The 23373-nt window shown below is 41.5% G+C and carries 24 protein-coding genes; 12 read left to right on the forward strand and 12 right to left on the reverse strand.

Annotation, left to right across the window (positions count from 1 at the left end; genetic code table 11):
• Positions 1-65 precede the first annotated feature (65 nt).
• Complete coding sequence (locus AM500_RS17185) at positions 66-1526, forward strand: M20 family peptidase (protein ID WP_053600313.1); 1461 nt, start codon at positions 66-68, stop codon at positions 1524-1526.
• Between the two features lie 52 nt (positions 1527-1578).
• Here AM500_RS17185 and AM500_RS17190 read toward each other — a convergent pair whose 3' ends face one another.
• The 3 genes from AM500_RS17190 to AM500_RS17200 form a co-directional block, all read right to left on the reverse strand.
• Entirely contained in the window at positions 1579-1932 is a 354-nt protein-coding gene (locus AM500_RS17190) for an acylphosphatase (RefSeq protein WP_053600314.1), read from the reverse strand.
• Positions 1933-2167: 235 nt separating this feature from the next.
• Entirely contained in the window at positions 2168-2509 is a 342-nt protein-coding gene (locus AM500_RS17195) for a DUF3147 family protein (protein WP_053600315.1), read from the reverse strand.
• Positions 2510-2908 carry a MarR family winged helix-turn-helix transcriptional regulator gene (locus AM500_RS17200; protein WP_053600316.1) on the reverse strand — a complete coding sequence of 133 codons (399 nt, stop codon included), beginning with the start codon at positions 2906-2908 and terminating at the stop codon, positions 2510-2512. It abuts the gene before it with no gap.
• A gap of 324 nt (positions 2909-3232) precedes the next feature.
• On the opposite strand from AM500_RS17200, the gene AM500_RS17205 reads away from it, so the two are divergent.
• From AM500_RS17205 to AM500_RS17235, 6 genes are all read left to right on the forward strand, one after another.
• A complete protein-coding gene (locus AM500_RS17205) occupies positions 3233-3790 on the forward strand; it encodes an RNA polymerase sigma factor (RefSeq protein ID WP_053600317.1) in 558 nt (185 codons plus the stop codon).
• Positions 3783-4544, forward strand: a complete 762-nt coding sequence (locus AM500_RS17210; RefSeq protein ID WP_053600318.1) for a hypothetical protein — start codon at positions 3783-3785, stop codon at positions 4542-4544. The genes AM500_RS17205 and AM500_RS17210 overlap by 8 nt, the downstream gene beginning before the upstream one ends.
• Positions 4544-5422 carry an ABC transporter ATP-binding protein gene (locus AM500_RS17215; protein ID WP_053600319.1) on the forward strand — a complete coding sequence of 293 codons (879 nt, stop codon included), beginning with the start codon at positions 4544-4546 and terminating at the stop codon, positions 5420-5422. The genes AM500_RS17210 and AM500_RS17215 overlap by 1 nt, the downstream gene beginning before the upstream one ends.
• Positions 5419-6681 (forward strand): hypothetical protein, encoded by a 1263-nt coding sequence (locus AM500_RS17220; protein WP_053600320.1) that lies wholly within the window; start codon positions 5419-5421, stop codon positions 6679-6681. Before AM500_RS17215 ends, AM500_RS17220 begins: the two co-directional genes overlap by 4 nt.
• Positions 6682-6694: 13 nt before the next feature.
• Entirely contained in the window at positions 6695-7513 is an 819-nt protein-coding gene (locus AM500_RS17225; protein WP_053600321.1) for an ABC transporter permease, read from the forward strand.
• Positions 7514-7978: 465 nt separating this feature from the next.
• Positions 7979-8860 carry a DMT family transporter gene (locus AM500_RS17235; protein ID WP_053600323.1) on the forward strand — a complete coding sequence of 294 codons (882 nt, stop codon included), beginning with the start codon at positions 7979-7981 and terminating at the stop codon, positions 8858-8860.
• A 39-nt stretch (positions 8861-8899) separates the two neighbouring features.
• Here AM500_RS17235 and AM500_RS17240 read toward each other — a convergent pair whose 3' ends face one another.
• Positions 8900-9295, reverse strand: a complete 396-nt coding sequence (locus tag AM500_RS17240) for a VOC family protein (RefSeq protein WP_053600324.1) — start codon at positions 9293-9295, stop codon at positions 8900-8902.
• A 155-nt stretch (positions 9296-9450) separates the two neighbouring features.
• On the opposite strand from AM500_RS17240, the gene AM500_RS17245 reads away from it, so the two are divergent.
• Entirely contained in the window at positions 9451-9846 is a 396-nt protein-coding gene (locus tag AM500_RS17245; protein WP_053600325.1) for a secondary thiamine-phosphate synthase enzyme YjbQ, read from the forward strand.
• Between the two features lie 276 nt (positions 9847-10122).
• Here the strand turns inward: AM500_RS17245 and AM500_RS17250 are convergent, their stop codons facing one another.
• Entirely contained in the window at positions 10123-10434 is a 312-nt protein-coding gene (locus tag AM500_RS17250; protein WP_053600326.1) for an MTH1187 family thiamine-binding protein, read from the reverse strand.
• A gap of 487 nt (positions 10435-10921) precedes the next feature.
• On the opposite strand from AM500_RS17250, the gene AM500_RS26430 reads away from it, so the two are divergent.
• Positions 10922-11122 carry an aspartyl-phosphate phosphatase Spo0E family protein gene (locus AM500_RS26430; protein WP_053600327.1) on the forward strand — a complete coding sequence of 67 codons (201 nt, stop codon included), beginning with the start codon at positions 10922-10924 and terminating at the stop codon, positions 11120-11122.
• Positions 11123-11408: 286 nt separating this feature from the next.
• On the opposite strand, the gene AM500_RS17260 is transcribed toward AM500_RS26430, so the two are convergent.
• The 6 genes from AM500_RS17260 to AM500_RS17285 form a co-directional block, all read right to left on the reverse strand.
• Positions 11409-12152 (reverse strand): amino acid ABC transporter ATP-binding protein, encoded by a 744-nt coding sequence (locus AM500_RS17260; protein ID WP_053600328.1) that lies wholly within the window; start codon positions 12150-12152, stop codon positions 11409-11411.
• A 12-nt stretch (positions 12153-12164) separates the two neighbouring features.
• The gene (locus AM500_RS17265; RefSeq protein ID WP_053600329.1) at positions 12165-12830 is read right to left on the reverse strand and encodes an amino acid ABC transporter permease; all 666 of its coding nucleotides are present in this window, start codon (positions 12828-12830) and stop codon (positions 12165-12167) included.
• A 40-nt stretch (positions 12831-12870) separates the two neighbouring features.
• Complete coding sequence (locus tag AM500_RS17270) at positions 12871-13647, reverse strand: transporter substrate-binding domain-containing protein (protein WP_053600330.1); 777 nt, start codon at positions 13645-13647, stop codon at positions 12871-12873.
• A 443-nt stretch (positions 13648-14090) separates the two neighbouring features.
• Positions 14091-14942, reverse strand: coding sequence for an amidohydrolase family protein (locus tag AM500_RS17275; RefSeq protein WP_053600331.1), 852 nt, complete (start codon positions 14940-14942; stop codon positions 14091-14093).
• Entirely contained in the window at positions 14929-18009 is a 3081-nt protein-coding gene (locus tag AM500_RS17280) for a GNAT family N-acetyltransferase (protein ID WP_053600332.1), read from the reverse strand. Before AM500_RS17280 ends, AM500_RS17275 begins: the two co-directional genes overlap by 14 nt.
• Positions 18010-18857: 848 nt before the next feature.
• On the reverse strand, positions 18858-19835 hold the full coding sequence (locus AM500_RS17285) for an aromatic ring-hydroxylating oxygenase subunit alpha (protein ID WP_053600333.1): 978 nt from the start codon (positions 19833-19835) through the stop codon (positions 18858-18860).
• Positions 19836-20173: 338 nt separating this feature from the next.
• On the opposite strand from AM500_RS17285, the gene AM500_RS17290 reads away from it, so the two are divergent.
• A complete protein-coding gene (locus AM500_RS17290; RefSeq protein WP_053600334.1) occupies positions 20174-21517 on the forward strand; it encodes a nucleobase:cation symporter-2 family protein in 1344 nt (447 codons plus the stop codon).
• 151 nt (positions 21518-21668) lie between these two features.
• Here AM500_RS17290 and AM500_RS17295 read toward each other — a convergent pair whose 3' ends face one another.
• On the reverse strand, positions 21669-22583 hold the full coding sequence (locus AM500_RS17295) for a Nif3-like dinuclear metal center hexameric protein (RefSeq protein ID WP_156319841.1): 915 nt from the start codon (positions 22581-22583) through the stop codon (positions 21669-21671).
• A 213-nt stretch (positions 22584-22796) separates the two neighbouring features.
• On the opposite strand from AM500_RS17295, the gene AM500_RS17300 reads away from it, so the two are divergent.
• Both AM500_RS17300 and AM500_RS25585 read left to right on the forward strand, forming a co-directional pair.
• Positions 22797-23120 (forward strand): ArsR/SmtB family transcription factor, encoded by a 324-nt coding sequence (locus AM500_RS17300; protein WP_082347270.1) that lies wholly within the window; start codon positions 22797-22799, stop codon positions 23118-23120.
• A gap of 70 nt (positions 23121-23190) precedes the next feature.
• Entirely contained in the window at positions 23191-23367 is a 177-nt protein-coding gene (locus AM500_RS25585) for a hypothetical protein (RefSeq protein ID WP_156319842.1), read from the forward strand.
• Positions 23368-23373: the final 6 nt, after the last annotated feature.

The following is a 23373-nucleotide window of genomic DNA, read 5'->3' on the forward strand; positions in this document are numbered from 1 at the left end:
TTATACGTGTCTTGCTCCTACTTTGGTTCATAAATATATTTTTAAATTGTACAGGGGGAATGTCAGTGAAAAAATTAAAAATCGCCTTTCTAATTTTAGCAAGTTTTCTCGTAGTTTTTCTAATTGTAACCGGTATACGGGCTATGATGGTTGAAACAAAACAGCCCAAGCCAATCCCTACCACTGAGGCATTTGATGAAGAAACCGCAGTAAAGCATATGTCCGAGGCCATTACCTACGAGACAATCTCCTATCAGGATCGCACCAAATTCAATTTAAACGAGTTTGACAGATTCATTGAATTTTTACAAAAAAGCTATCCCTTAGTTCACGAACAGCTAGAACTTGAAAAGGTCAATGAGTATGCACTCGTATATAAATGGAAGGGGTCTGACCCCTCTAAAAAACCGATCGGCCTGACCAGCCATTATGATGTCGTTCCTGTGCTGAGCGGTACAGAAGCCAATTGGGAACAGAAGCCGTTTAGCGGGGCTGTCTCTGATGAGAAGATTTGGGGAAGAGGAACACTTGATGATAAAATCGGTGTCATCGGCATCCTTGAAGCCGCAGAACACTTACTGAAGCAGAATTTCAAGCCAGAACGCGACATGTATTTTATGTTTGGCCATGATGAGGAAATTGGCGGAGATGAAGGCGCCAGCGCGATCGCAAATTTAATGAAGGAACGTGGAATTACGTTTGAATTCGTTCTTGATGAAGGCGGAGCGATTGTTGAGAATATGGTTCCAGGCGTTAATCAGCCTGTAGGGGTTGTTGGAATATCTGAAAAAGGTTCAGCGACCGCTGAACTTACCATAGAAGGAAGCGGTGGTCACTCCTCACAACCGAAGAATCGGACCAATATAGGGCGTATTGCCAGTGCGATTGCCAAGCTTGAAGAAACCCAGTTCAAGGGTGATCTAAGAGGTCCTGGTGAAGATTTATTCGAATTCGTTGCGCCGGAAATGAGCTTCGGCATGAAGTATGTATTTGCCAACAAATTTATATTTGAGCCAATCATAGAAAAAATCCTCCTCGGGCAGCCTGCCACTGCAGCCTTAATCAGGACAACGATTGCACCAACCATTTTCCAGGCCGGGGAACAATACAACGCATTACCTGAAGAAGCAAAGGTCATCATCAACCATAGGCTTATGCCTGGCGACTCATTGGAGGATGTTAAGGAGTTTATCGAGGAAACAATTGATGATCCGGATATAAAAGTGACCGTAACTGGAAACGAAGCAAGTTCTGTTTCATCCATTGATAGCTGGCAGTTCAAAACTATCCAGCAGGCGGCGCGGAATGTTTACACCGACGCTGTCATCGCACCGTATCTGATGTTTGCAGGCTCCGATGCGCGCCATTATGACCCGGTATCAAAAGACACCTACCGCTTCCTGCCCGTGCAAATCACAGGAGAAGATCTGAACAGGATGCATGGAACAAACGAACATGTCAGTATAAAAAACTACTTGAATGCAATAAAGTTTTACATTGAAATCATGAAAGAAGGAAACAAATAAAAATGGTGGACGGCTACTTGCTTCAATGAAGAAGCAGAAGTCCGTCCCCTTCCTATTTCACTATTTTGAATGTCTCGTCTTCCTTATCAACAGGCAGACCAGTCACAATCATTTCTTTCACAGAAGCTCTTTTCAAGGACTGCATACATTTAATCAGAAAAGCAATTTTAGCTTCTTCCCCTTGTAGTTCGGCTTCCACACTTCCATCTTCCCTATTTCGTACCCACCCTGCTAAACCCAGTCTTTCCGCAAGACAAAATAGTTCAAGCCGGAATCCAACATTCTGTACTCTTCCGGAAAACACAGCTTTTCTCCTAACCATATTGCTTGAATCGAAAAACGGTAACCTCGTCCGATTTGCATGATTAATTACGTAACTGTCCCGCAGCTTTTTTAGTACCTTCATAGTTACTTACCCCTTTTATCGTAAAATGATAAAAAACTGACATTGAAGAATATCCATACGAACTTGTTCAATTAAATTGTACTGGTTCTTATCCGTTTTCACCATTTTTATTAGGCTTAGTATTCATCGTTATTTCCTTGGAAATTGGCGAAACAGTAACAAGTTCACTGAATAGCTAGATTTAACAGGAATCACCGTAACCTATTACGGTGATTTTGTTTCGCTCCATATCCGTCTAAGAGAAAAATAAACCAGTTAAGTATTTTTGAATCAGTAAAGAGAATCCCCAGCCGATTACTCCTAGTCCTATCGCTACTGGCAGCTGAATTGAAAATTTAAATGCAAGATAAATAATCAACAACATAACTATTGTAGATGGAAGGCCCACTAGTACTCCAAAAGTAAATTGTAAAACGCTTTGCGCTGACTCCCCTTGGACAATTAACCAAATAATGCTAAGCAAGCTTATCAATGGCAAGGCCGCTATTACTCCTCCATAAACCGGAAACCTTCTCGCTAGTTCAGTTACTATACCAATAATTGCAGCGGAACTTATAATTTTAATAAGCAAATACATTTATCTTGATACCTCACTTAATAATCGAAATGCTTCAACTATCTGTTTCCTTTCATCCTCCGTCAACCTTTCAAGCGCTACCTTTAATTTGAATTCATCTAATTCTGTGTTCTTTTTTAAAACACGCAGACCCTTTTCCGTTAAACGCAGAAACACAATACGCTGATCTGATTCGTTTCTGGCTTTATTTAACCAACCATTACGAACTAATTTTTTCACATGTTCGGAAGCTGTGTTATGGGATATGGATAAATGTTCTGCTATATCGCGTATTGCTACTAACTCCTTTTTCTGAACGATTTGTAAAATCCGGACACTTTGATGCGAAATCGCATCTTCATGTGCTGGATGGAGATTAAAATAAATGTCAGTAAAATAGGTATTAATTTTTTCAATCATGGAAGTACCTCCTAGTACATCGTTAAAATAGATTATATCGTATATTGCGATATAAAAGACAATAAAAATCAAATATTTTAGTAAATCATCCAAAAGCAAGAGTAGAAATTAGGGATATGATAGTTAGCATCCTTTATCCTACTGATTGGGGAGCTGCCTAGTTTATGTATATAGGAAATAGTTTTTTCATTGATATTCTTTTCCGTAACACCGTGATAATCTTGGAATGATGAAATTTTTCAAAAAAGTAATAAATCTTGCAAACTATTTTCCACTTTCATACGAATATATATATGAACCGGTTCAGAAACGAGTGTTGTGACGATGCATAGTAATGAAACATCATTGATTAATAGAATAAAAAGCAAGGCAGATGAACATGCGGCGGATGAGCTTGTCTCTCTTTACTCCAAGGAAATGTATGCCTTTGTTTATAAACAAACGCTGGATAAGGAACTATCCCTTGATTTGACACAGGAGATCTTTATTTCCGTGCTTCAATCAATCCATGGATTTAATGCAAAGAAGGCTTCGTTCAAGACGTGGTTATACAAGCTGGCAACATATCGGGTCGTCGATTATTACAGATCAAGGGCATATCGATACCAGACCATTACCGTAAACTCCGAGGATATAGAAATCACTGACTCTGAAGATTTTACAATCAGTCTTGAATATAAACATGAGGTGCAAAGAGTTACATCCCTAGTCAACAGTTTGGACAGCCAGTCACAGCAAATATTCCGCTTAAAATTGTTTGCCGATTATTCATTTAAAGAGATTGCCGCAACACTGGGTTTGCCAGAATCCACAATCAAGACAAAGTACTATTCCTTGCTTAAAAAGGTGAAAGAGGATATGGAGGCTGATGACAATGAATAAGGAAAAGTTCACGATCAACTTCCCTGATGAAAGTGAAATTCGCAGTGAGATCAGGAGTATTGTCCAACAGGGTCTTCCGGTTAAGGAAACATTCACTTCACACTTGCAGAAAATGTATAGAGAGATTGGTTTTAAGTATTTGTTCAGGGATTCCACGGAACTAGTGTATATTCTCTCAGCTGTCATGTTGGCCATTTTTTATCTTGCATTCTCTGCAGAACGGTACTTTACTGCAGAAGTAGAAAACTTATATGCGTTCATTTTCATCGTCTCTCCTGTTTCATTTTTAGCCTGCTGCATGATCTCCTTTTTGAAATTAAAGCATGCCCATACGTTTGAACTTGAAATGACCTGCAAATACAATGTGTTTCAGCTGGCGGGTTTCAGGATGCTTGTATTCGGTATAGTCAGTTTTGGAATGAATACAGCCCTAATTGCCGCTATGACTATTTTTTACACCGAGATTAACTTTATTTCGGCCTTTCTAATATCTGCATCATCGTTAATACTATTTTCAATCCTTTATCTTTTAACGTTGCTAAAGGTGAAAACAACCGCCGGAAAAATTGGTTTTTCTGCACTTTGGTTATTAATGAATCTTTTTATTCTCTTTTTTAGCAAGGCTTTTTACTTTGGCCTGTTAAGCCATATCCCAATTGCCCTTTATATCTTAATAATTTCTGCAGGATTGTTTATCTATGCCAATACACTTAAGAAATTCATTTCTATTAAAAGTCCCGAGGGGGTTCTGTAATGCTGGTTGTAAGTAATGTCAGTAAAAACTTTGGAAGTTTTGTTGCTTTAAAAGATATTAATCTCGAATTTGAAAATGGGGTATACGGCCTTCTTGCTCCAAATGGAGCTGGTAAAACAACCCTTATTAAAATGCTGACTACTCTTATCTTCCCTACGAGTGGGGAGATTCTTTATAACGGCACGCCCATAGGGTCACTGGATGAGAGATACCGGGATTTGCTCGGCTATCTGCCCCAGGAGTTTGGCTACTATAAAAATTATAGCCCTGTCCAATATCTTTCCTATATTGCCGCTTTAAAGGGAATTGATAGGAAGCAGGCAAAAACAAGAATTATGGAGTTGCTTAAGCTCGTTGCACTTGAGGACGTCAGCGGGAAAAAAATGAAGAAGTTTTCTGGGGGCATGATCCAAAGGGTTGGCATTGCCCAAGCCATGCTGAATGATCCGAAAATATTAATCCTTGATGAACCAACTGCGGGGCTTGATCCCAAAGAACGGGCGCGTTTCCGCAACCTAATGGCCGAGCTGGGCAGGGATCGGATTGTTATCCTTTCCACCCATATCGTCTCGGATGTTGAGTCTGTCGCAAATCAAATTATTCTTATTAAAGATAAACAAATTTTGTACAAGGATACAATTTCGGAAGTTTGTGGAATCCTTGCGGGAAAAGTGTATGAATCCACAATTGACTTTGGACTTGCAGCAGATTTTAAACGCAAGCATTTCTCATTGTCGGAAAAACAGGAAGATGGAATGCTTAAAATACGATTTATTGCAGAAGGAGAAATTCAGCCTGAATGGATTGCAGTTCGTCCAAGTCTCGAGGATGTTTTCCTGTATATTTACAAGGATGAAGATACGGAAACAAAATTATGAAAAACATTATCTACCAAGAGCTTCGTAAAGTATTCGTCTCTCCTGTTATCGCAAGTTTGTTAATCATATTTACCGTATATAATATTTTTCTGATTTACGACCATTCTTTTTTCAGAGATGAAATCGCTGTTGTAAATGAAGTGATAGGCATATACGGGACAGACATAACTCCGGATTCCATTGCAGCCTTTGAAAACGAATACGATTCTGCATTGGAAAACCTGAATGTCCTTGCCCAAAAAAAGCTTTCTAAAACCTATCAAGATGCTTCCAGCTTTTTTACCGACATATCCACTGACTCCAATCAGACGTTTACCGAGGCAGAATTAACGGTTGCATCTAAGGCTATTGTCTTTGAAATGTATCTGGATGAAATGAACGGTATCGGAGACACGTATGAAAAACTCGACTTAAAACGTACCGCAGAATCAGAAATCGCCAATTATAACCTGAGTGGTGAGGCCGCTGAGAGTGTTAGGAAAACATTCAGTCAGCTAGAAACAAGGAAAGCGGAAATGATTGAGAATGGTGAACATCAAACGCTTTTTTTCCACGGAAAAACCTATATGCTGCATACGTTTCTGTTCAGGAACCTGCTTAAGGCCATTCTCATTGAGGCATTAATATTATCTGTATTGGCTGCAGCCTATATCAACACCTATGAATTTGAGAACAAAACTCACTTTATCACCTACTCTACCAAAAGAGGCCGGAAGCTGGCTGTTGATAAACTTATAGCTTCATTTACAACGAGCATGTCCATGACTACCTTCCTAATTGCATTTGCAATGGTTTGTTATTTCAGTGTATTTAATTACTCAAATGTATGGAATGTACCGATTAGCAGCTATTTCAATGCAGAATTCAAATTCCCGTATATTTCCTGGTTTGAATTGAATTTTGCCGAATACTTCGGATTATGCATCCTCCTGCTTTACATATGCCAGCTGTTTTTCGCAGCAATTGCGTTTGTCTTGTCGATATTTATCAAAAATAGCTATCTTGTCTTCGTTGTGTTTCTGCTTGTCTGGGGAATGGCGGTTATGATTCCTGGACTAGTTCCTCTTGACTCAAACCTGCTGTTTACAACAAGGCTGAACCCTTTTACACTCGTGAACAACCCTCACCTTTGGTTCATGGCTTGGGGAGCTTTCCGTGTTAAATTTCAAGAAATTACAACAGTGGGGATTTGGAGTTTTATCCTTCTCGCTGGCCTCTTTATCAGTTTGGCTCGATTTAAAAAACAAAACATTTACTAGGCGGGGAACAACAATGATTATTTGGAATGAGATTAGAAAGCTCTTTGAATGGAAGGCAATTGTTCTTTTATTCCTGATTAGTATGTTGATGTATCAACTGTTCATTAGCTTTGATATCAAGTACTTTCCTAATGGAAGGCCATTATTGGATGTTTACAATGTTAGCACCGACATGATCCGTGATTACGGAACAGTCATGGATGAGCAGGAATTTAAAGATTTTAAAAGCTCCTTAAGCGAGAATATCGAAGAAGCTGACAAGTATCTGCTGTCTAAAGAGGAATATGTGGAAGCTGGTATTACAACCTATGAAGAATACAAAAATCTAAACGTTTGGGATGACCCCGAAGCCAGTAAGTTACATGGCATTGCAATCTTCGAGGACAATGTCGATGCATTTTGGGAGATTCAGGCCAAGCAAGGGCTTTTCGAGGACTATGAGGAAAAAGGATATTTACTAACCTGGCATCCTGTTGGAGGGAACCCGACCGATAAGGAAAAAGAAAGATTAACCAACATTGCCCACAGTGGAGCTATCTTTCCGGAAGTCGTCCTCACCAACTACAATAGCCTCATTTCCTATATGTGTGTTCTCATTTTACTCAGTATTATATTCCTGGTATCACCAATTTTTATCAGGGACAAAAATAACAAGATGATTTATCTGCATTATAGTTCTAAAATAGGCCGAAATCTTTTCAAAAAGAAACTCACAGCCGCTGTAATTGGGGCTTTTATTATTACTACTGTTCAGTTGGGTGCGTTTTTTATCATGTATTCACCAAACGGTACAGGGATTTTTCTTAAAGTCCAATATCAACTCGGTTTTTAATGCATGGTTTTTCTGGTTCGACTACACATTTATGGACTATATTCTCGTTTCGGTGTTTGTCATTTACCTGCTCGGATTTTTTATAGCGATAGTAATTGGCATTCTTTCAAGGTACCTGCCAAATTATATAAGCATGGTTGGCTCAGAAAATGTACTTGCATTTCTTATGATTACTTTTGTAATGAAATACTTGGTTGTAAGCTTCGGAGAAATTGCCATGCCTATACTTTTCGGACCTTTCGTTTATTGCATTGTACTTTCTTTTGCAATTACAATTGCTGTTTACTTCATTAAAAAGGAGAGAAAACAAGAAATCTTGTATTAGTTTAAGATTTCCCTACTGGCCAGCGAACCCAAAAGCGCTGGCTTTTTACTGGTAAAATTCCGCCCGCTAACATGTTTCCAATGCCGTGCATATAGTACTAAAAATCCACCATGAAACATTTAGCTAAGAGGCGAATTTATATGAAACCAAAAGATATCGGTGTTTTGTTTGCTCTTGCCGCTCTATTTGGCTCGTCCTTCCTGTTTGTACGCATAGCTTCCCCGGTGATTGGTCCCTATCTTACCTCACAGGGGCGAGTTTCATTCGGAGCGATGGCTTTATTGATTTTAGTTTTTATCATTGGAAAACCGACACATTTTAAGCAGCGCTGGAAGCAATACCTAACAATCGGCGCATTGAATTCTGCAATTCCGTTCACACTCGTTTCGTTGGCTTCGCTTTATTTGAACGCGTCCTTGTTGGCTATCATTAATTCAATGACCCCTTTTTTTACAGCGCTTGTCGCCTGGGCCTGGATGAAGGAACAGCTGACACCGAAGAAACTGATTGGGATTTTCCTTGGAGTCATCGGCGTTACGATCACCGTAGGCTGGAGCCCGGTCCAACTGACATTCGAGGTAATCATCGCAAGCCTTTGCTCGCTCTTTTCAACGGTTGCCTACGGTTTCGGTGGTGTATATGCGAAAAAGACCTTCAGGAACTGTACTCCATTGCCAATTGCTTTCGGCCAGCTGGTGGGGGCTTCCTTGATTCTTCTACCTTTAACCGCGACAAGCCTTCCAGATACTTTTCCGCCGATAAGTGCTGTTTTGGCTTTTTCAGTTCTCGGACTTGGCGTTTTATCCACGGCGCTGGGCTATCTTCTTTATTATTATTTGATTGCCAGTGTCGGCCCTACCAAAACAGTTACAGTCACTTTTCTGATACCTTTATTCGGAATGGTGTGGGGGGTTATTTTTTTAAAAGAACAAATCACTTCCGGAATGATTGTCGGTCTGTTTGTCATCCTGAGCAGTTTGTTCCTGATTTCCGATATACAGGCTTTTCGTAAAAAAACCTGAAGAAGCAGAGGAACGGTTCCCCTGCTTCTTTAGCTTTTATTAAAGTAAATTCATCTGCCAGGAAACACCAAAGCGGTCATTCACCCAGCCAAATTTCTTACTGAACCCATAATCCGCCAATGGCATAAGTGCTTGTCCGCCTTCTAGCAGCTTCTCGTAAAGGCTGTCCAGCTCCTCTTCCGTTTCGCAAATAAGATAGATTGAAAACGAAGGCGTAAATGAAAATTTATGTTTAACATTACTGTCTATACACATAAATTCCTGGCCTTTTAACGAAAAAGTTGCCTGAAAAACAGTACCCTCATCCCCGGATTCACCAGGTCCGTAACGTGCAATACTCGTGATAGAGGAATCTTCAATAATAGAAGTATAGAAATTCATTGCTTCTTCTGCCTTGCCATCCTGGAACATCAAAAACGGCATTACTTTTTCCATATGTAGCCACTCCTTTTAGATTGGATTATTTTTTCATCATTGCCTTCCCCTTTTAAAGTATACATGTTCCTAGAGTAAGATTGTTAAGAAGAGAACTTGGTCACGTAATATAGTAAAGTAGAAGAAAGACACGGCTTAATAAAGGAGGAACCAAAGTGTTAAAGAAATTTACTATTCAAACAAACCACCGGGATGAGATGCTCGAAATAACAGAAATCATCCAGAACTTTTTAGTTGATCAGGATTTGAAGGATGGCGCTATTGTCGTTTATTGCCCCCATACAACGGCTGGGATAACGATAAACGAAAATGCCGATCCTGATGTAAAGCGGGATATGATTCGCCGTTTCGATGAGGTGTATCCATGGAACAACGAGCTGGATCGTCATATGGAAGGAAATACAGCTGCCCATATGAAAGCTAGTACAGTCGGCGCGTCTCAATTCGTGATTGTCACCGGCGGACAGTTACTGCTCGGAACCTGGCAAGGTATTTATTTCTGCGAGTTTGATGGGCCGCGGAACCGGAATTTTTATGTAAAGATTCTATAATGACACGTGGGTGAGTTTGTCACAGGTTTTTTAAGTGGTCTTGTATCCATATATCTTTTAATAACCCGATGATTGACATCTCAGGCTTTCAACCAGGGCAGGTTGTCATTCATTAGCCCGATGAATGACATCTCGGGCTTCCGAACAGAGCTAAATGTCATTCATTAACCCGTTCAAATGATATTTCGGACTCCTTCGAATCGTGCATAATAAAGTACACTAATAAAAAAGACCAGACGCTCCATTTACAGGAACTAGTCTGGTCTATTATCAATATTACATTTCCGACAGCCGCGATTCTACTGCTTTTAACTTTTTCTCCATCGTGCTTTCCTTGTCACGGCGGTCGTCAATCCGGATGTTTGTGCAAACACGCTGAAGTCCTTTTTCAAAAGGTACTTCATGAATTTCTCGGACAACCTGCAGCAACTCCGTCAGGTCCCCTTCAATCAACGTGCTCATCGGCGTTAATTGGTACTTGACCCTTCCTTCATATCGTTTAAGAACTCTGTGGATTTCCGCTACATATTCACTGACACTTGGTGTGCCAGTCCCGACCGGAATAACCGTTACATCAATAATTGCCATTGTTCAACTCTCCTTCTAGTTTAGTATGGACGTTTCTACTCAGCCAGAGTAGACTAGTAACCCTCCACACTTTCGCTTGCTTCCAACTTGGTGACGGGGACTGTGGTGTTTCGGCCTTTTCGTTTTCCTATGTAGAGAGCCTGATCTGCTTATCCTCAACGAAAGCACTTGCCTGTTCTTTGCTTTTTCTCATAAAAAGGACCGTGATCACCTCTGCTTTCAATATCCTTTTTCAGCTTTAGATAGTAAAAAAACAATAGTTTAATAATAATCGATTAGGCGGCTTCGTTCAAACTAATTCTATAGTTTAACCAGAATGGCGATCACCACTGGCAATTGTCCTCATTATGTAATTAAGGCGTGCTGTGTTAACCCCTACTAAAATAAATTGGATTAATGTTCAAGTAATATTCATATCTAGGGTGCAATTACTTCCATATTACCTATTATTATAATAGTAACACTATCTTGAATAGAGGGGATTATAATGGAGCGGAATTGTATCCTTACGCCTTCTGAGCTTCTTAAGTATATTGAGTTCCTTAGGAAAGAAATGATTCGCACCGGCTTCAGTTCAAGTTTTAGAAGTTTACAAACGATTGAACTAAGTCAGGAGCTGGACTTCTATATTTTCCAATACCAGATAATGATAAGAAAACCGCAGCCAACCACTATATTCACACATTGATAGACTACACAAGTTTTAGCAGGCGAACGTTCTGGTCTTACTATCAGAAGTCTTTCCCGGCTAACTAATAGAGCACTGGATTTATCAAATGAGATTAAATCATTTAAAATCCTTTTAGATAATCTCCTAATACACAAATAAGATTAATCTAATTAAAAAAGGCTAATCCTCTATACCCCGCTCTTTATGTCTGCAATGGCCTTTGAGTTTGAAAATGCTTGGGTTGGTGCTCCTACCGGATAAACATAAAAGAGGCCAACTATATTAGCTGGCCTCCTCTATAGTCTTACTTAAATTCAATTGACGAAAGGAACGAGCGAGTTCTTTCTTCCTTCGGATTGTCGAATACTTGATCATAATGGCCCTTTTCGACGATAGTCCCCTCATCCATGTAAACAATCCAGTCGGCTACTTCCCTGGCGAATCCCATTTCATGTGTAACAACCACCATAGTCATTCCTTCTTCGGCAAGCTCCTTCATCGTCTGCAATACTTCCCCGACAAGCTCGGGGTCCAGTGCGGATGTTGGTTCATCGAATAACATAATATCCGGCTTCATAGCCAGCGCCCTGGCTATTGCAACACGTTGCTTCTGTCCGCCTGATAATTTATTCGGATAAACATCTGCTTTATCTTCAAGCCCGACTTTCCGGAGAAGTTCCAACGCCTCAGCTTTCGCTATTTCCTTGTCCACCTTTTTTACATGTGTTGGAGCTTCAATAATATTTTCCAGGACAGTCATATGTGGAAACAGGTTGAAATGCTGGAACACCATGCCGACCTGCTGGCGGACTTCATTAATATCGTGCTTGCCGCGAACAATCTCCTCACCTTTCAGAATGATTTTCCCCTTGTCTTTCTCTTCAAGGAAATTGATACAGCGGAGCAAGGTACTTTTTCCTGAGCCGCTGGCGCCTATCAGGCAGACAACATCGCTTTCGTGTACAGTTAAATTAATATCTTTCAATACATGTAAATCGCCAAACGATTTATTTAAATTTAATAGTTTAATCATTTCTTTTTGTTCCATTCTTATATCCTCCTATCGGTCACTGACTGACATTCTCTTTTCAAAACGGTTGACGATGAAAGTAAGCAATGCAACAAGGATGAGATAGTACACTGCGACAATCAGCAAGTAGGTCATTTCGTCAAAGTTATTTGATCCGAGCGTTGTCGCCACGTTGAACAATTCGTTCATTGAAATAAATGCAGCCAGGGATGAATCCTTCAACCCGATGATAAATTGGTTTCCTAGTGGTGGCAGTGCCCGGCGGAAAGCCTGGGGCAAAATAATTCTCCGCATCGTTAATGCTTTGCTCATCCCAAGGGAACGTCCAGCTTCCAACTGCCCTTTATCAACTCCCTGAATGGTTCCGCGGAAGATTTCGGCAATGTATGCCCCATTATGGAAGGCGAGCGCCAACGCTGCAGCCCAAAAGTCAGGAATCAGGAACATTCCGCTGAATCCAAAATAGAGAATGAAAATCTGGACAATTAACGGAGTGCCTCGGATAAGGAAAACATATGCATCGGAGATGTAACTCAATATTTTTACATTAGAAATTTTTAAAAGTGCAAAAAACAGCCCTATAATAATACCAAAAAGAACTGAAACTGCTGTCAGCTTCAACGTGAGCAGCATTGCATCAAGGAACAAGTCGCTACTTTCCAAAAGTGTATTGAAAAAATGCGAAAAACTAGGCATAGTATCTCCCTTTCTATAACTATCTTTTTATTAAATAAAGTTATTCTGGTTTAGTGGTGATGTCTTCTCCGAAGTATTCTTTGGAAATCTTGCTTAAAGTTCCATCCTTCCTGAGTGCGTCAAGTGCTTCGTTCACTCTTTCTAATAGGACTGGATTGTCCTTAGGAAGAACGATGGCCTGTTCACTTCGTTCAATCAGCTGTCTCCCCTCAATATCAAACCCTTCCTTAATGGAGGATTTTCCTGTAACGAAATCGGTAATCACAGCATCATGACGGCCTATACTCAATGCTTTAAGCGCGGTAATATCACTATCGTACATTTTTAAATTCGAGGTGTATTTCCCTGCCGTATCGGCATAAGTTGAGCCTTTAGCAACGGCAACTTCTTTTCCTTTCAGATCTTCCGCGGTTTCGATGGTACTGTCTGGCCGGACAAAAATTTGCGGACCGGAATAGTAATAGGGTGTGGAAAAAAGCACATGCTTGCTTCGCTGGGGATTAATCGTGTGGGAGGCGACGGCTACATCGGCTCTGCCTGTTTTAACTCCTTCAACAATTCCTTTAAACTTCATTCGCTTCTGGACAGGCTCAAGCCCTAGCTCCCGGGCAACAGCTTCACCTACTGCAATATCAAAACCAGACATTGTAAGGTCTTCATTCATATAACTGAACGGTCTGAATTCTCCAGACGCTGCAAAAATAAGCTTGTCCTTTTCAATTAGTTCGGTTCCGTCTGCCAGTTTCTCCTTCTCAGCACATCCTGCCAGGAATAATAGGAGAAGAGAACATAAAATAAATCCTGATCGTATTCGCATACTTTATGAGTGCTCCTTTCTAAATAGTTATGCAGTATTAATACTCGTCTAAAAAGTAACAACTTTAATATAACACAAGAGTTGTTACTTGCCGAGCAGAAATTGTATGAAAATATTTACCAAGGTGCACGAAGACCCTTGCTGAAGTACACAAGCACAGCACTCTCGTAACAGACAATGAGCCGCCTCGCAACAAGCAATATGCCCTTTCTCCGCGATGGTTTTTCATAGGAACTTCCCTTTGTATTCCTGCGATGGTATAGTCCAAGAAAAATAAAAAACGGCAGCGGTTGCTGCCGTTTCTAACATTTATTCCTCATATAAAAATTGTGAATGGTTTAGTTCTCCATTCTGAATGACGATAGGTACCATTCCATTTAAAGTCGTCATTTCGTGATTCTCTCTGGTTTCCCAACAATGCTCTCTGCATCTTTGCCTTACCGTTATAAGAATAGCTTGATCTTCGGAAATACCTTCAGAGCGGTGTTGTAGAATACGGCTTCGTGATATTCCTTTGGAATAACGTCTGCTATGAATTCGATGTACGGCTTGATTGGCGTGAGCGGCCAGTCAGTCCCGAATAGGAACTTCTCATAATTATTCGTAAATGTGAGCGCATGAAGAAGATGGTCAAAAAACCTAGTCTCCTGCAACTTCCGTATGTCTCCGTCCTCGCCGACAACAAGCCCCGATAGGTCCGCAAACACATTGCGATTTTTATAAACAACCTCGGCTCCATCAAGTACCCATGGATCCCCGAAATGTGCCATCATGATGGTCATTTCCCTATGCTTCACTGCGACTTCATCAATCGATAGCGGATGCGAAAAACGGAGCCTGCCCCGTTCGGAATACGTATCTCCGGTGTGAAAGACAACCGGGACATTATACTCCTTCGCAATCCGGTAAACCGGTTCATACACCTCGTCATAGGCATAAAACGGATAATAGCCGAGATAAATCTTGATACCGACACAGTCTGGCTTCAGAACCTCTTGCTCCAAACGGGAGAGCGCTGCCTGATCAAGCCTGAACGGATTCACACCCGCGCAGTACACAACGTTTTCCGGAATCTCTGCTGACAAATCGATCCCCATCGGTGTTTCACAGGCTCCGTCTGGAAATCCCTCTCCACCCGTTTCGGTTACACCCATCGCAATCCCAAGGACTACACCATTATCGACAAACTCCTTCTGCAGCCCATCATAGGAATAATCGACCTTGGAAATTGTCCGTGCAGTCTCATGAAAGCTTTTAATTTCGGAAAAATGGATATGTGCATCAATGATCTTCATCGCTTACCTCATTGAACGTCAGCTTTTGCAGGCTCTTTACTTCATCTCCTGTCAGCATGCTGTCTGTTGCGACGACGAATGCTGGTGCGGAGAGCCATTCTTCCCCTGATGCAAGGCTGACTTCCCTATCAACGCCAATAAGCATCACTTCCTGGTTCATGTACGCCTCCATGACACGTGCCTCCCTGTCGGCAATCACCTGTAGGAATTCACTATATTCATCTGAGCCGATAAGTGCATGCCCTGAGAGGTGTGCTACCAATTCAACTTTACCAGCAATGTACTTCCTGGTTCCTCCAGCATTTTTTACCCATCCCTGTTTAAAAAACAGCTGGCTGAACCAGTTCTTGTAGTTCAAATACGTTCCGCTATGCTGGCTGAACTTTGTAACATTCACCAGGATCCCTACACCCGGCAGCATGCAATAATACTGATGGATGCCAAGTCCCCTTAATGCCTCGTTCTGTTCAATAACCGTTGACAGTCTGAGCCCTTTCCATTCTCTACCTTCACTGTCGAGCAGCGAACATTGGGATACCTCTGTTTTTTCCCTGGAGATCGACTTGGTGTTAATGCCTTCAAAGCCGGTAATCATCCCGCCACTCCACGGATTCCACCATACTTTTGGCTCTATAGCCGGGAAGGACGAATCAAGCCACTCCCTGCCGTTTACTTCAAGTGAAAACAGCGACGGAAAAAACTCAGCGGATGCTGCAATGGAGAGCTGGCCATTGCTTGCCGTAACAACCCGCAGGCCCTCCCGCTCTTCTTCGCGGACAACGACTGATTCGCGGGATGGATTAAGCACAAGCACGTTTTTCTTGTCACTGATACCATTAATGGTATATTCCGCAGACAAAGATACCAGGCCTGTTCCGCCTTTTTCGGAAGAAGCGGCAACGTCACGTTTTTGTTCATCAGCAGCAACCCTTGTTTTGTAAAAACTATCTCCAGCTTTTGAAAAGCTCACTTCACCGTCGATATAGGTCATCTTCCTATCGGAAAGAATAACCTCTTTTTCATTCGGATTCCTCTCAACGACTTGCAGCTCAATTGAGTCTCCAGGCGTTGTTTTTCTATTTGATTGTCGTGTGGCAAATTCCCGGAATTCCTCCCAGTCCTGAAACGCGCCAAACGAAAGCAGTACTGGCTCCGTTCTTTTTTCGCATCCTGCTGGCAGATGCCCAAGCTCATGCTCCACATACATGTACCAGGTTTCGAAATTCACTGAAGCCCCTTTCGGCCAAGCCACACCGTGCGCATATGGCTCATGGCGCGAGAATATCCAGTTTTCCGATAATCTCTGGCTGTCCCAGAGCCCATAATCCGCATCCGCATTCTCTTCAAGCTCGACGATGTCCCCATCCATCGCAAAAACGCTGCGGTGAAGTTCATGATAGACAGGCTGATACACATGGACCGGTGATTCCGTCTCTGCATGACCAGAATTGCGGACGATATATGACTGCTCTAGCATACCTTCACCATACAGCTTCGACTCACTGACAAGCAATAGGCCGGGGAAATCACTAGATTCATAGGTCGCAGCGAGAATAATTGATCCGCCTTCTTCCCTGTACTCGACGCGGATTGGCCTCTTCTTGGAAAACTCGTATGAATATGGCTTGCCAAGCTGAGGATACATGCCCATTGTTTTTTGGTTAGCCTTTGGCTGCCTGCCAGGGACCAGCCTGTTGTCAAACTTCCGTAAATACATGTGGTACAGTCCATTGTAAATATGCCAGTATTCCTCGCACTCACCACTGAAACGCGCTCCCGGCCCTTTTAAGCCAAGACCGAGCTTTTTAGAAAAAGTAGTCTTCAAACCACTTTCGGTTTCAGCTTCGAGTTTCAGCTCCGGATTGTAAAAACCAAAGCCCTTTAAAACATAAGTCATTGCAATCGAAGTCTTGCCTTTCTCAGGCAGTTCAACTTTAAGGTTGGTCTTCTTTAACTCGACCAGCTCCGACTCCGGGAACTGAATCGTAAAAACTGCTGGTTCGCTGAAGTTGTTTTCTACATTCAGGTAGAAAACAGCATCTTCTTCAAGGAAGCACTGTGAACCCGGGATTGTTCCCGTTACCTTGGCAGGCTGCTTTGGCAACAAACCGATAGCAAACCTTGCTTCCTTGCCATTTATCTTCACTTTTGTAACCACTGAAGGATGCGTCCGCCAGTGGCTTTGCTCTTCCTCCAGCCCACCTAGACTGAAAGCTGCATCTATCGTCGTTTCAGTCTCAACGTCCACACTTTTTATAAAATTAAAACTGACAATTTTGTTGTCTTCGCCTTCAAGTTTGACTGTTAGAGGCTTCCCCGATTTATTTTTAATATGGTAGCGAACCTGATAATCCGCACCGCTAACAAGCTTGAAATTCTCAACCGCAGCAGTAATGAGGTAGTCATCAGTCTCAATCGCCCTAAGGCCTCGCCCTGTCCGTTCAAATTCCATTCTTAAGTTCCCAGCCTCTGACTCCCAACTGTATTCATAATACGTAAATTCATTTTCCTTCCTGCCATCGGGCGCTACCTCGATTGTTCTGGTACTTGCGGAGTACCAATCTGTTTCCGCAAAATAATCTCGGACAGCTTCGGTATTGAGCACCGTAGGTATGAAGTTCATTAAATGGGTCGAATCATCGCGGTCCTCCCAGAAGAAACCGCATTTTTTATAAAGAGGCACCGCTTTCGTGTTCCCGGCCCACGTATATAAATCCAGCCTTGGCCAGCCGAGCTCGACAGTACGCTCAAGTGCCCTCATCACAAGTAATTTCCCAATTTTCCTGCCATGGTAATCAGTGCGGACGTTAAGAAGCGGGATGTAAAGCGCCCCTTCATCCTCCCGGTATTCGCTTAGACTGCAATAGCCGACAACCTGGTCGCCGTCCATCGCAAGAAATAAGTGAAGATTGCCCGAGCTTGCTTCCTTCGCACGGACCTTTTCAGCAGTTGTTACCTGGGCATCACCGCCCCAGCCTTCGCGGCTTTTGTTCCACATCTCCGCGACACCAGCAGCAAGCCCTTCATGATAGTCCACAATATTAATCGTTTCTTTCGTCAATTCCATAAATAAAATCCCCCGTTCCGGCCATGAGCCCCACTAAGTTTCCAGTTTTCTAAAATCCTCCAAACCCTCACCAACAGCACTTGCATCCTTCCTTAACTTCATCATCGTCATCCACTCCTTTCATAAAGTGAAACTTCAATCAGTGGGGGGGGTTTACCCTCACTGATTGTTAGTTGAACCAATCGGACCTTTAGGGTCAGTTGCCTCCGAGGAGGCTTACTGAGCCTTAAGGTGGGATAAATTTGGTAATATAACCACCTTTAACTATAACGAAAACAAAACCAAGTAGTAAAGGAAAATTCAGAAATTTTAGGAACCATATTGAGGAATGGCGGATATTGGTGTTTCTCTATCTGTCTTTGAAGGAAACCTGTACCTTCGAACACTTCGTAAAGTAGACGAATCTAATAGAGCCTTTCTATTAGATTAAATCGATTGTGTGGGAGAGTAGATTAATCTAATAGAACCTTCCTATTGGATTAATCGCAGCTGCAGGAGAGGAGATTAATCTAATAAAGCCTTCCTATTGGATTAATCGCAGGTGCAGAGAGGAGATTAATCTAATAGAACCTTCCTATTGGATTAATCGCAGGTGCAGAGAGGAGATTAATCTAATAGAACCTTCCTATTGGATTAATCGCAGGTGCAGGAGAGGAGATTAATCTAATAAAGCCTTCCTATTGGATTAATCGCAGGTACAGAAGAGGAGATTAATCTAATAGAGCCATCATAACAAAATCAACATAATAAAGACGTGGCTGCACACCACGTCTTTCACTCTATAACTATTAATCTTGCTTCTTTGCCCAGCTTGATTTACTCAGCTAATTCCAACGCTCCACGCAAACTTAATCAGTGCCCAATGTGACGCCCTCTCTTTTTAAATACTGTCTGTAGGCGATGCTCATCCGGTCACATTTCAGGGAAAGCTCGGCCTGCAAATCGAGCGGCAGGTCTTCTGGCTTCTGGTTTTCGACTATCGGCTTGTCCTGCGCAAAAATCATATCCTGGAATTCGACCGTCTGCTGATCGGTGTTTCCTGTCTCATAGTTAAAGGACATGATGCCGTAGGCTACCGACTTGTTTTCATCAACAGGCTGGATCGTAAGCAGGATGGTCATTTTATTATCACTACCTGGATCTCTTTTTGTAAACATAACGTTCAATGGACCAAGTATTTCATAGGTGTAATATACATCCTTGGCTACGCCTGAGCCATCAGGATCCGGCTGAAAAATCGCAATCTCATCACTATAGATGCGGTTGCTTTCCACATGCACTTCGTAGTCACCAATGACTGGATGCTCCTGTACGCCAAGAAATCCCTCATGAACGAAAGAAAGATGGCCTACATCCAGGAAATTCTCTACAACCCTTGGCGGTTTTGCATTAACTGCCTGCGGTCCCCAAAGGATACTGTGGTAACTTTCATCCGAGAATTGAGGATATGAAAACAGCTCCGGGTTGTTGTTGTTCAAATTGATCCAAACCAGTCCATATGCTTCCTGGCAGGCAAATTTGATTGCCCGTGCTTTTAGCGGAATTGCTCTACCTTCAGGCAGCTGAGGAATCTTGGTGCATTCACCCTCAGAATTATATTCCCAGCCATGATACGGGCAGACTAGATTTCCATCACGGACACACCCCAATGATAGTGCAGCGCCTCGGTGGACACACAGATCCTTGAAAGCATGAATACCCTGCTCATTTCGGAACAGAACCATTCTTTCCCCCATTAGTGTTACCTGCATTGGGTCTTCTTTAACGTCTTCTATTTTACAAGCAACTATCCATCCATTGCGCAGCACTGTATCCTCAACAATCATGTTTCCATCCCCTTAATATATAGTATTATCTCGGATTCTAGTAAACCCCAGCTGATATTAAAAGAGAATATTCAGCAAAAAGGCTTTTCACAGCTTAATTGTAAAAAGATAATAGGTTAATGTCAACTGAAAGACGAACGTTAAAATAAATTTATTTATTAATATACGGAAAAATACTTTACAACTTCTCTTCTCGTTGTTTATAATTCAATTGTATTTTCCAACACGATGATAGTTCAAAACGAACAAAAACCAAAATATTAATCATGTTCGTTAGAGTTTCATTTACATACCACGATTTATTTTTAAAAAATCATAAAAAACAAAGGGGATTAATGATGGAACCAAATGCGCAAAAGACGAACATTACAGTCGGCGTGGATGAAAAAATAAGCTGGGGAAAGGCTGCTTTACTGGGGATGCAGCATGTCCTGGCTATGGATTTGTATATCGCTCCAATCATAATCGCCGGCTTGCTGGCACTTGACACCATGAACACGACCTTCTTCATTCAAATGTGCTTCCTTGCAGCAGGAGTGGCAACACTGATCCAGACAATTGGCGGACTGCGGTTGCCGGTCGTACAGGGACCATCCTATGTTCCCATTGGCGCATTAGCAGCAATCGGCGGAAAGCTAGGGCTTGGTGCAGTTTTCGGCAGTCTTTTGCCTGGAGCTTTACTGATTGCGATTCTCGGCTACCCACTCAAGGTGTTCGCAAAAACAGTCAAAAAAATAATCCCGCCTCTTGTCGGCGGTACCGTTATTGTTATAGTTGGGATTTCCTTAATGCCAAGCGTCTTTAATAGTATCTATTCAAGCCCGGGCAATGTCGGCCACAATGTGCTGATTGCATTTGTATCGGCGGCAGTTCTTATTATTTGTATTCTTCTTGGAAGAAAAGCAAAAGGCTACGGAACCTTTTTCAGGCTTGTTTCTGTTATTCTGGCCATCGTGGTCGGGACCATCACTGCGTCGTTTTTTGGCACAGTCGATTTTTCTGCAGTAAAATCAGCTTCCTGGTTTTCACTGCCTAGTTTCTTCCCGTTTGGCAAGCCTATTTTCGATCTGCAGGCAATCCTGACAATGGTGTTCATTTATATGATTATCCTGATTGAAACAACGGGAACATGGTTTGTTGTATCTACGGTTACTGGCAAGGAATTGGACGAAGAAAGACTGAACAAAGCGTCTTTTGGCGAAGGGCTTGGCTGTTTTGTTGGCTCACTGTTCGGTGGCACACCGATGACAGGCTACTCATCAAACGCCGGCATCATTGCGATTACCGGTGTTGCAAGCCGTATGGCGATTATCGCGGCGGGGATTATTTTAATAGGGTTGGGCTTGATTCCTAAGCTTTCAGCATTGATCACATGTATTCCTCAGCCTGTCATTCAGGGTATTTTTGGGGTTGTCTGCGTCGCGATTGTGATGAACGGCCTCAAGGTTATCCAGATTGTTGAGATTGATGATAGGAATATGATTGTCATCGGAGTTCCGATTCTACTGACAATCGGTGCGGTCGTGTTGCCAAAAGAGATTCTGAACAGCGTTCCTGACTTTGCGAATTATATCCTCTCTTCCGGCACAGCTGTTGGGGCAATTGCAGTCCTTTTGCTGAACTTGATTGTCCCGCCAGAAAAGAAAGCTGTTTCCGCAAACAAGGCGGAATCTCTAACATAACTTTTCTAAAAGAGGGCCACGGTTGTATATTGCTTACTAGGGCTTTAAATATAAAAAGCTAAAGCACTTAGTTTCTTCATATAAATAACATAAGAATCCGTAAAAAAAAAGAGCTTGGGTTACCAAGCTCTTTTAAATATCGTTTAATCGATTATAACCACCATTTTTCTTGTGGTATTAAAACTGTCTCAACATTAAAGTTTTTTTCGAACCAATCCTTCATCAGGGTTTTGTGGACAAGATATTCTGATGCCGAATGAGAAACCCCTATTAAAGACATTGGTGTATTTGAAGCGTATTCCATCATTTGTTTGTGTTTTTGCTTACCATATTCATTATCAATATGGCAATGAATTTCACCAGTAATATAGGCTTGTACACCGTTTTCTTCTGCTTCTTTCATCCAATCCACTACATCTCCACAACCAGCAACAATCGCAACCTTTTGAATGTCATCTACTTCTCGACCTTCAAAATCAACATAAGGGATTTCAAAAGTATTCTCAAGGATAGCAATCAAGTTGGCGGTATTGGTTTTTTTAATAGTACAATATAAGACATATTCATTTTTTGCATTTAATGTATCATCAACAATAGGTTGTGCATTTAGCTTTTTTGCGATTGCTATATTCGTACCTAATTGTTTATGGCAATCCAACGGTATGTGGCAAGTATAAACTGATAGATTTTTCTCTTTTAATTTGTTAATATATTTTTCTTTAATTGGTACAAAGCCCTTCCCCCATTCCCCCTTTGGGTCTCCGCACTCCATCAACAGGGGATGGTGCATAAATAATAAATCTCCACTATTACCTTCTACTATAAAATGTTCCAATACTTTATCGGTTGGGAAAACAGCAAGAAAAACTCTCTCCACGTTTGAATCCCCTTTTAACATTAGACCATTAAATAATTCCACAAAGCCTTTTTCAAATTCTGATTGCCAATCAAAGTTTACTGGTTCATAAACCCTTGGAATAAACCTACTAAATGAAGCATCCTTTCCAAATGAATTTATATTGAATTCGGCATCCAATTTAGACACCATTTCCTTTAATTCAACCAAAAAAATTCTCCCCCCAAATGAAGAAATTTTTACCGCGACATAATTAGGAATATTTTAACATACAATTCCACCTTTAATAGTTCTTCATTTTTAAATAAGTAATTAATACCTTTTTAAATAAATCAACTTTTTTTGATTAATGTGATTGACATTAGTAAATGTTGGTTATATGATAAATACATCAAAAGAATTTGATGAAAAGAAGGTGAAATAGTGGACCTACAAATTCCATTACAGGACGTATCAAAGGAACAGGTTTTTGAAACATACGAGCAAAAGTTCAAAGCAATTGCAGATAAAAAACGGCTGCAAATCATGAACATCCTTACAGAAAAAGGCGAAATGTGTGTCTGCGACCTCGCTCCACTTATGGAGATGGCCCAGTCCAAATTATCCTACCACCTGAAGATACTACTTGATGCTGGCCTTATTACAAAGAGAACAGAAGGCACATGGAGTTACTACAATCTAAACCAAACAGAAATCAACCACCTTCTATCCGAAGAACTTTGCTGCCTCTTCCGCCCTTCAAGCTAATTTTTTTTGCGAGGTTCATCAATTTTTTTTGATTAATATATCAAGATAATTTGATTTAGGAGGAATCACTATGTATGACATTCAATTATTGGCTCAGCTGAAAGCTAAAGAGGTTGAGCAGCAGGCACGAGAGGCTTGGAAGTTCCAGCACTCTCCTAAAGATAGAAATTCGTTTTTTAAAAGATTGTTTAGCCGGAATGCAACTACAATAAGGAAAAGCGAATGCGCTTGTACTAGCGTTTGCTAACAAGGA

The sequence above is a fragment of the Bacillus sp. FJAT-18017 genome (assembly GCF_001278805.1).
Classification (GTDB): Bacteria; Bacillota; Bacilli; order Bacillales; family Cytobacillaceae; genus Bacillus_D.